This is a genomic window from Thermoanaerobaculia bacterium (assembly GCA_035260525.1).
In the GTDB taxonomy this organism is placed as follows: domain Bacteria; phylum Acidobacteriota; class Thermoanaerobaculia; order UBA5066; family DATFVB01; genus DATFVB01.
In genome coordinates this window covers 1-5,696 of sequence record DATFVB010000060.1, presented here as the reverse complement: position 1 = coordinate 5,696, position 5,696 = coordinate 1, and the positions used below count along the sequence as shown (strand labels likewise).

Below are 5,696 nucleotides of genomic sequence, written 5' to 3'. Positions count from 1 at the left end.
CGCCGAACCCGTCTTCCAGCACGTCTGGCCGCACCTCACGGTAGTTCAAAGCCAACCTTCAGAGGCGACTCCGAACTGCGCCGTTAGGTGCCCGACTCGGGATTGCCACCGCGGCGGCGCCCGACTTTCGACTTTTCGACTCGCGACCCGAAACTGCATACCGTAGTGCGTCCACATCCGGGTCGCCTTGACCACCCGCTCCTCGTGCGCCTCCCGCGTTAACGCGTTTTCGATTTCTTCGCACCCGGGGGGCGCCGCGGCGCGTGCTCGGAGAGGAACACTCGAAGGGCTCGGTTCACCGCTCTCGAGGTCCTGAATCGAACGGCGAGATCCGGATCGAGCTGGATCGACTCGGCCGGTTCCTGGAAGTATTCTCCGTGCTCGGCGACATAGCTCTCCATCGGCCGACGCTCCCCACAGGCCTGTTGCCACCGGCGAACGAACGCGAGTGTCGGATTGCTTCTCCAGCGCTCTGCCTGTGCGACCGCCTGCTGCGAGCAGCCGAGCCTCCTCGCAAGCCGGGCTTGTGTCAGGTTCACCTCTTCGCGGGCAAGCCGAAGCAGGTAACCAGGCGGGCTCGATTCCCAGTCTGGCAGCTGGCCCCATCGCCGGAGGGCCTTCCACTCTTCGTAGGAACGAGAGCGTGTCCTGCGGACCCGAAGACGAGGGCCGGCCGCGGGCCTCGGCTCGCCAGGCTTGAAGATCCTCACGGGAACCTTTCCGCCCACTGCTCGAGTTCGCGATCGGCCGGCAGCCGACCGCCAAATCCGGCAGTAAGTTCGGCCAGTTTCTCCAGCGCTTTCTCGACGCCTCGGTTCTTCGCGAGTACGGCAATTCGACCGCGGTCCAGTCGCTTCTCCTGAGTGTTCCACAACAGGTACGCGTTGACGCCGTCGACCGACGATCCCCAGAACTGCCAGGATGCGAGCCGATCGATGAGCATCGATTCCGGACTCGCGGCGACCACCGATTTGCCGCCGACTTCGATCTGAACGGCCGGGTCGTCGAAGTCCAGCGAAGATCCAGGCCGTTCGATGAAAACCTTCCCTCGTTCGAAAATCCAATGCCGGCCTTCTTTCCGAAAACCGGCGTCGATGAGCTTGTTCGCCACGGGCCTGGGAATTTCACCAACGAAGTCGAGGTCACCCGTGGTGTAGGCCCCGCCCGTGTAGAGCTCGACGGCCGCCCCGCCGACGAGAATCGGCACAGGGAAATCGGGAGCAAACAGGCCTTGAAACCAGGAAACGAGCGCGGCGACGCGCTCCACGCCGGGTTTGAGTTTCAATGCGTCGTCCAAGTCTCGATCCACAATCTCCATATTGTATCAGACGCGGTGGGCAGGAAGCGTTCGCCTCCGAGTCACCCGACTCGTCGACCCGCCGACTCACCGCCCGTCGCGAGAGTGATCTCGCGACGTTACAATGCCGTGTGCTCTCCATCCCATTGCTCGCGGTGTTTCTGGCGATCGCCGCGCCCGATCCGTCGACCGTCACCGTTTCGACTCCCGCAAAGACGTTCGCGGTCGCCGCGGCGGAGTCGGGGAACCTGCTGTCGATCGCGGACTTCGCCTCCGGTCTCGGTGGACGCTCGCAGACGCAGCCCGGCGCCGCTCTCGCGGTCGAGCTCGGCGGCCACCGGATCGTCGCGGCCGACGGGGTGGCGACCGTCGCGTTCGACGACCGCGTCGTGATGCTCGCGCACCCGACGAGAGCTTTCTCGGGCGTGCTGTACGCGCCGTGGGAGTTCTTCGAGAAGACGCTCCTTCCGGCGGCGGCGCTTTCGGCGGACTACGACCGCGCCGGAAAGAAAATCCGCACGCGTGGGGGGAGCGCCGCGGCGGCGACGGTCGACGTCACGCTCGTTCATTTCAGCCGAATGACGCAGGTCGTCTTTCGCGAGAGCGCTGCCGTCGAGTACGAGACGTCCGTCTCGCGCGACGGGCTCACCGTCACGTTCAAGCGGCCGATCGTCGCGCCGGCGCCCGACCGCTCCTTCGACGATCCGTTCGTCTCGCGCGTCCACATCGCGGGGAACACGGCGGCGGTCGTCTTCCGGGAGCCGGGGCTTTCGGTCAACGCCTACCCGCTGAAGGCCCCCGATCGCCTGGTGCTCGAGATCACGCGGCCCGAGGCCGCGCCCCCCGGGTCAGCGGCCCCGGCGCCTTCGGCCGCGCTGCCGCCGCCCCCGCCGGCGCCGCGCGCCGTCGTGATCGACGCCGGACACGGAGGAGAGGAGACGGGGGCGATCGGACCGGGCGACGTGATCGAGAAGGACGTGACGCTCGACATCGCGTCGCGTCTGGCGGCGGTCCTCGGCAAGGACCCCGCGGTGCGGCCCGTGCTCACGCGCACGAACGACGCGATCGTCTCGCTCGACGAGCGCGCCGCGATCGCCAACCACGAGAAGGCGGCGGTCTTCGTGTCGATCCACGCGAACTCCTCGCGCGCGGCGGGCGCGCACGGCTCGGAGACGTACTACCTGTCGCTCGGCGCGAGCGACCCGGTGTCGGCCGCCGTCGCGAGCGACGAGAACGCGTCGGCGGTTCCGCCCGGCACGACCGGGGAGAGCACGCCCGGAGAGCTCGATTTCATCCTCTGGGACATGGCGCAGTCGGCCCACCTGAAGGAATCCGCCGCGCTCGCCGAGTCGATCCAGAACGAGCTGAACGCGCTCCTCCACACGGAAAACCGCGGGATCAAGCAGGCGCCGTTCCGGGTGCTCGTCGGGGCGACGATGCCCGCCGTCCTCGTCGAGACGGCCTTCATCTCGAATCCCGAAGAAGCGAAGGAGCTCGCGAGTCCCGAGTTCCGGCAGAGCATCGCGGAGGCGATCGGCCGCGCGGTCGAGTCGTACCTGCAGAGCCATCCCTCGGCGCCTCCGAGCTAGGAACACGAGCGTGCCGACCCACCCGGGGCTCCCTCACCCGCACGCCTCCGCTGTCGCTGCGGCGCGGCGACCTCTCCCGCCGGGAGAGGTGAAGATCGCCGGAACAGGCTTCCCGCCGGGAGAGGTGAGGATCGCGCGTGAGTAAGAGAGCGGCTTGGGCCGTGCTCATTCTCTCGGCGGCGGCGGTCGCGGTGCTGTTCGTGATCGCGCGCGAGCGCGCCGGTGGACGACGACGGCTGCGCGGCGGCGCGGTCGTGCGCGCGCGGTCCGCGGCGCCGCTCCAGCTCGCGCCGGGGCCGCTGCCGCCCCCGCCCGCCGAGAAGACCCGCGTCACGCTGTTCTTCGTGTCGAAGGACGACGGCCTGCTCCGGCCGGAAGAGCGGGACGTCGAGAAGCCGGTCGACGCGGTCGGATTCGCGCGGACGATCATGCGCGAGGAGGCCGCGGGGCCGAAGGACCCCGCGCTCCTGCCGGCGTTTCCCGAGGGTCTGACGCTCCGGAACGCATTCGTTCCGGGCGACGGCCGCGTCGTCGTCGATTTGAACGTCGCGCCGGCCTGGGCGAAGGCGGCGGGGTCCGCCGACGAGCTCGCGTGCGTCGGGGCGGTCGTCGACGCGATGCTCCAGAACCTCGCGCAGACCGACCGCGTGCAGATCCTCGTCAACGGCAGCGCGGTCGAGACGCTCGCGGGGCACGTCGACATCAGCCGCCCTCTTCCCGCCATGAAGGACGTCATGGGCGCGGCCGCCGCGGCGCCCGCATCCGGCCCCGGCGAGGCGCCCGCATCCGGGCCTCCTCCCGCAAGCGGCTCGGAGGCGCCGACGGCAACGTCCCCGTCGGCCCCGTCCGCGGCGCCGCCCGGGAAAGGAACGGCGACCCCGGCGCCTCCGCCGCCGCCTTCGGAGGGCTCGCGATGAGCGATCCCCGACCGATCGGCGTCTTCGACTCGGGCGTGGGCGGCCTCACCGTCGTCCGCCGGCTGCGGGAGGAGTTCCCGCGGGAATCGTTCCTGTTCCTCGGCGACACGGCGCGGCTGCCGTACGGGACGAAGTCGCCCGAGACGGTCGAGCGCTACTCGCTCGCCAATGTCGGTTTCCTGCTCGCGCGCGACGTGAAGTTCCTCGTCGTCGCGTGCAACACCGCCTCGGCCCTGGCGCTCCCCGCGATCGAGGCGATTTCCCCCGTCCCGGTGGTCGGCGTGATCGAGCCGGGAGCAGCGGCGGCCGTCGCGACGGGCCGGCGCCGGATCGGAGTGATCGGCACCGAGGCGACGATCGCCTCGGGAGCGTATGCCCGGGCGATCGCCCGCCGCGCTCCCGACCGCGAGGTGGTCGCGCGCGCCTGCCCGCTCTTCGTTCCGCTCGCCGAGGAGGGATGGATCGACAACGCCGTCGCGCGCGAGACCGCCGAGATCTACCTGTCGCCGTTTCGCGCCGACGCCGTCGAGGCGCTCGTGCTGGGGTGCACGCACTACCCGCTGCTCAAAGGAACGATCGCGCGCACGCTTCCCGACGTCGCGCTCGTCGACTCGGCCGACGCGGTATGCGACGCCGTGCGCCCCCTGCTGACCCCCGCGCGGCGAAGCGAGAAGGAATCGGAATACCATGTCTGCGTGACCGACGCCGCCCAACGCTTCCGGACCGTGGCCGAGCGCTTCCTCGGCCGCCCCATCGACCGTCTCGAGCACGTCGACATCACGGGGCACCTGTGACGCGCGAAGCCGGTCGCGGGGGAGAGGGCCGCGCGAACGGCCGCGGCGGAGAGGGCCGCGTGAACGGCCGCGGCGAAAAGCCGCGCGGCGAGGAACGCCGCGACGACGGCCGCAGAGCGGACGGCCGCACTCCGGACGAGATCCGTTCCGTGACGATCGAGACCGGCGTCTCGCGCTACGCCGAAGGCTCCGCGCTCATCGTCCAGGGGGAAACGCGCGTCCTCTGCACCGTGTCGATCGAGGACAAGGTCCCCCCGTTCCTGAAGGGCACCGGCACCGGCTGGGTCACCGCCGAGTACGGGATGCTCCCGCGCGCCACCCACACGCGCTCGCCGCGCGAGGCGGCCCGCGGAAAACAGGGCGGGCGGACGATGGAGATCCAGCGGCTGATCGGGCGGGCGCTCCGAAGCGTCGTCGACCTCACGGCCTTCGGCGAGCGGACGTTCACCCTCGATTGCGACGTTCTCCAGGCGGACGGAGGGACGCGCTGCGCCTCGATCACGGGCGCCTGCGTCGCGCTCGCCGTCGCGTTCGCGAAAGTCTCCGACCAGCACTTCCTCCGGAAATGGCCGATCCGCGAGACGGTCGCCGGCGTCTCGATCGGCCGCCACGAAGGCCGCGCGCTGCTCGACCTCTGCTACGAGGAGGACTCGTCGGCGGAAGTCGACTGCAATCTCGTCGGGACGGCCTCGGGAAGGTTCGTCGAGATCCAGGGAACCGCCGAGAAAGAGCCGTTTTCGAAGGACGATCTCGACGAGCTCCTGCGCCTCGGCAACGGCGGGCTCGCGTCGCTCTTCGCGATCCAGCGCGCCGCGATCGACCCGGTCGTCGCCAGCCTGCGCCTCTCCGAGAACGTCTTCCGCCGGGAGGTCTAGCCATGGCGAACGACCCCTCCGGACTCGGTCAGGGCGATGCGACGGTCGCCCGCTACCTCGAATCGGTCCTCGGTCCCGAGGACGCGGTCCTCGCGGAGATCCGCGAGCGCTCCCGGGCCGCGGGCCTTCCGGAGATCGAGGTCGCACGTTTCGACGGCCGCCATCTCGAGACGATCGCCCGCGCGGCCGGAGCGAAGAAGATCGTCGAGATCGGGACGCTCGGC

General features: G+C 70.0%; 6 protein-coding genes. 5 read left to right on the top strand and 1 reads right to left on the bottom strand.

All coding sequences use genetic code 11. The annotated features are described in order from the left end of the window. Positions 1-706 precede the first annotated feature (706 nt). Positions 707-1,297 carry a hypothetical protein gene (locus tag VKH46_02805; protein HKB69743.1) on the bottom strand — a complete coding sequence of 197 codons (591 nt, stop codon included), beginning with the start codon at positions 1,295-1,297 and terminating at the stop codon, positions 707-709. A gap of 131 nt (positions 1,298-1,428) precedes the next feature. Between VKH46_02805 and VKH46_02800 the strand changes: the two genes are divergently transcribed. The 5 genes from VKH46_02800 to VKH46_02780 all read left to right on the top strand — a co-directional run. Further along, complete coding sequence (locus VKH46_02800; GenBank protein ID HKB69742.1) at positions 1,429-2,886, top strand: N-acetylmuramoyl-L-alanine amidase; 1,458 nt, start codon at positions 1,429-1,431, stop codon at positions 2,884-2,886. Between the two features lie 137 nt (positions 2,887-3,023). Beyond that, the gene (locus tag VKH46_02795) at positions 3,024-3,803 is read left to right on the top strand and encodes a GerMN domain-containing protein (protein ID HKB69741.1); all 780 of its coding nucleotides are present in this window, start codon (positions 3,024-3,026) and stop codon (positions 3,801-3,803) included. Further along, positions 3,800-4,597, top strand: coding sequence for a glutamate racemase (gene murI, locus VKH46_02790; protein ID HKB69740.1), 798 nt, complete (start codon positions 3,800-3,802; stop codon positions 4,595-4,597). The genes VKH46_02795 and murI overlap by 4 nt, the downstream gene beginning before the upstream one ends. 59 nt (positions 4,598-4,656) lie before the next feature. After that, a complete protein-coding gene (rph, locus tag VKH46_02785) occupies positions 4,657-5,472 on the top strand; it encodes a ribonuclease PH (protein HKB69739.1) in 816 nt (271 codons plus the stop codon). Positions 5,473-5,474: 2 nt separating this feature from the next. Next, positions 5,475-5,696 (top strand): O-methyltransferase (locus tag VKH46_02780; GenBank protein HKB69738.1); only part of this gene is annotated, 222 nt, incomplete at its 3' end.